The organism is Mycobacterium sp. (assembly GCF_049281135.1).
Classification (GTDB): domain Bacteria; phylum Actinomycetota; class Actinomycetes; order Mycobacteriales; family Mycobacteriaceae; genus Mycobacterium.
Genome location: NZ_JBAPRN010000159.1, coordinates 1 through 2250 on the forward strand (window position 1 = coordinate 1; position 2250 = coordinate 2250).

Sequence of the window (2250 nt, forward strand, 5' to 3'; positions counted from 1 at the left end):
TCATGCTCGCGCTCGAGGAAGAATTCGACATCGAATTCCCCGATGAAGTCCTCAAAAAATCCACCTTCGAATCCGTCCACAACATCGCCCAGGTCATCGAAAGCCTCCTCAAAGCGGTCGCATGATCACCATGCCGAGCGAGGTGGACGGACACCGCGTCCGCGTCGGATGCGATGTCGCAGACGTCGAGGATGTCCAGAACTCGCTGGCGGCGTTTGGAGACCGGTACCTCCGCAAGGTCTTTACGACGAGCGAAATCGACGACTGCCAGGGCCGCAACCGGGTGCACAGACTGGCGGCCCGGTTCGCAGCCAAGGAAGCAGTGATCAAGGCGTTCGCAGAGCCGGACATGTCGTTTCCCTGGCGCGAGATCGAGGTGACACGGGACGGTCCAGTGCCGCTGCTTCGTCTGAGTGGAACGCTCGCCGAGTCGGCACAACGCCAAGGCTGGGTCAGCTCGTCTTTATCGCTTTCGCACGCCGAATGTCACGCAATGGCGGTCGTTTTCGTGGTTTGTGGTCCGGCCGTTGACCATCCAACATCCACCTCCAACGGCGGCGACGCCGGGGCGGACGCGCGATGACCCGCAGACATGATCCGGCCTGGGTTTGGATGATCGGCGCGTTGCTTGGCGCGCTCGCGCTTGCCGGGGCCGTTCTGGCCGGTTACGGCACCGGTCCCGAGGGCATCGGGCAGGCGGTGCGCTACACGGCACGCTGGTCGTTCCTTTTTTTCTGGCTTTCCTATACCGGCGGCGCGATAGCCATCCTGTTCGGCCCAGCCTTTGCCGGTCTGGCGCGCCGGGCGCGACCCTTGGGCCTGGCCTTCGCGACCGCGCTGCAGGTCCATATCGGATTGGTCGTCTGGCTGGGCGTCGTCATCGGCCAGATTCCCCTGCAGGGCGGCATCTTGTTGTTCTTCCTGGCCGCACTGTCCTGCACCTATCTGCTGGTGCTGCTGTCCTTCGGAATCGGAACGCGCCACCTGGGACGTCTGTGGCGGCCACTGCTCTTCCTGGCCACGACTTACATTCTGATCGCCTTCGGCCGGGATTTTGTAGGGGCCGCATACTATCTGGACGTATCGCATTGGCTCTTGTTCGTCGAATATGTGCCCTTCGCACTGCTGAGTCTCATTGCCATCCCGCTGCGCCTTGCGGCGTTTCTTCGCCAGCACTTCGAATTGTTGCCGGTTTCGACGAAGCCGGCGAAACGAACACTGGTTGATCGTTGAACAGAGAGGACACGTTGTCGACACCGACCAACGCCGAAGTGAAGCCGCCTAGGCAGGCGGACTTCGTTCGGCTAACAGGCCTAGAAGCTCTGGCACGCCTACCGGTGGAGATCATGCGAGCCGAGCGGCGGGCAGGCCGCAACACCGCCGGGTTCATATCGGGCTACGAAGGTTCGCCCCTTGGCGGATACGACATGGAGCTCAACCGCCACCACGCCCTGCTGGACGATTACGGCATCATCTTCCAGCCGGGCGTCAACGAAGAGCTTGCGGCGACGGCCGTTCAGGGGAGCCAGCTCGCGTCGGCGTCGCAGGAATGCACGGTCGACGGCGTCATCGGGTTCTGGTACGGCAAATCGCCGGGATTGGATCGGGCATCGGATGCGTTCCGGCACAACGTTCTGATGGGCGTGCCCGCCAACGGCGGAGCCCTCGTCTTCGTTGGTGACGACGCGTCAGCGAAATCATCGACGGTGCCCGGCGCATCGGAACGGTTGCTCGCTGATTTGGGCATTCCCACGCTGTACCCCGCGGACCCTCAACAGATCCTGGACCTCGGCCTACATGCCGCGGCCATGTCACGAGCCAGCGGCCTATGGGTGGCGCTCAAGATATCGACCGACGTTGCCAACGGCTCTATGACAGTCGATGTCGCCCCCGGCCGCGTAATCCCCGTGGGACCTGTGCGCGCAGTGGACCACGCAGTGACGGCAAAGATGATGCAACCGGGGCTCGGAGCTCTGGAACGCAGTCGCGACGGCGAACGTCGTCAGGCCGCACTCGACTACGCCGCGCGAAACAAACTCGACCTCGTCACCGCCCACGGTGCCCTCGACGACATCGGGATCATCGCCGCCGGACCCACGTTCCTCCACGTCCGTGAAGCTTTGCGGCGAATGGGTCTCGACGATATAGAGCTGGGGCAAAACGGAATTCGCCTGCTTCAGCTGGGGATGATCGACCCCATCGAGCCGCAAACGATGAATGACTTCGCCTCAGGCCTGCAGAAGATCATCG

General features: G+C 62.8%; 2 protein-coding genes and 1 pseudogene. All 3 read left to right on the forward strand.

Going from position 1 to position 2250, the window contains the following annotated elements; all coding sequences use genetic code 11:
* The first annotated feature begins 130 nt into the window (after positions 1 to 130).
* On the forward strand, positions 131 to 583 hold the full coding sequence (locus WAN02_RS06525) for a holo-ACP synthase (RefSeq protein WP_422263351.1): 453 nt from the start codon (positions 131 to 133) through the stop codon (positions 581 to 583).
* Complete coding sequence (locus tag WAN02_RS06530; RefSeq protein ID WP_422263352.1) at positions 580 to 1233, forward strand: hypothetical protein; 654 nt, start codon at positions 580 to 582, stop codon at positions 1231 to 1233. The genes WAN02_RS06525 and WAN02_RS06530 overlap by 4 nt, the downstream gene beginning before the upstream one ends.
* A 113-nt stretch (positions 1234 to 1346) precedes the next feature.
* A pseudogene (locus WAN02_RS06535) lies at positions 1347 to 2250 on the forward strand (2-oxoacid ferredoxin oxidoreductase); the annotation flags it as partial.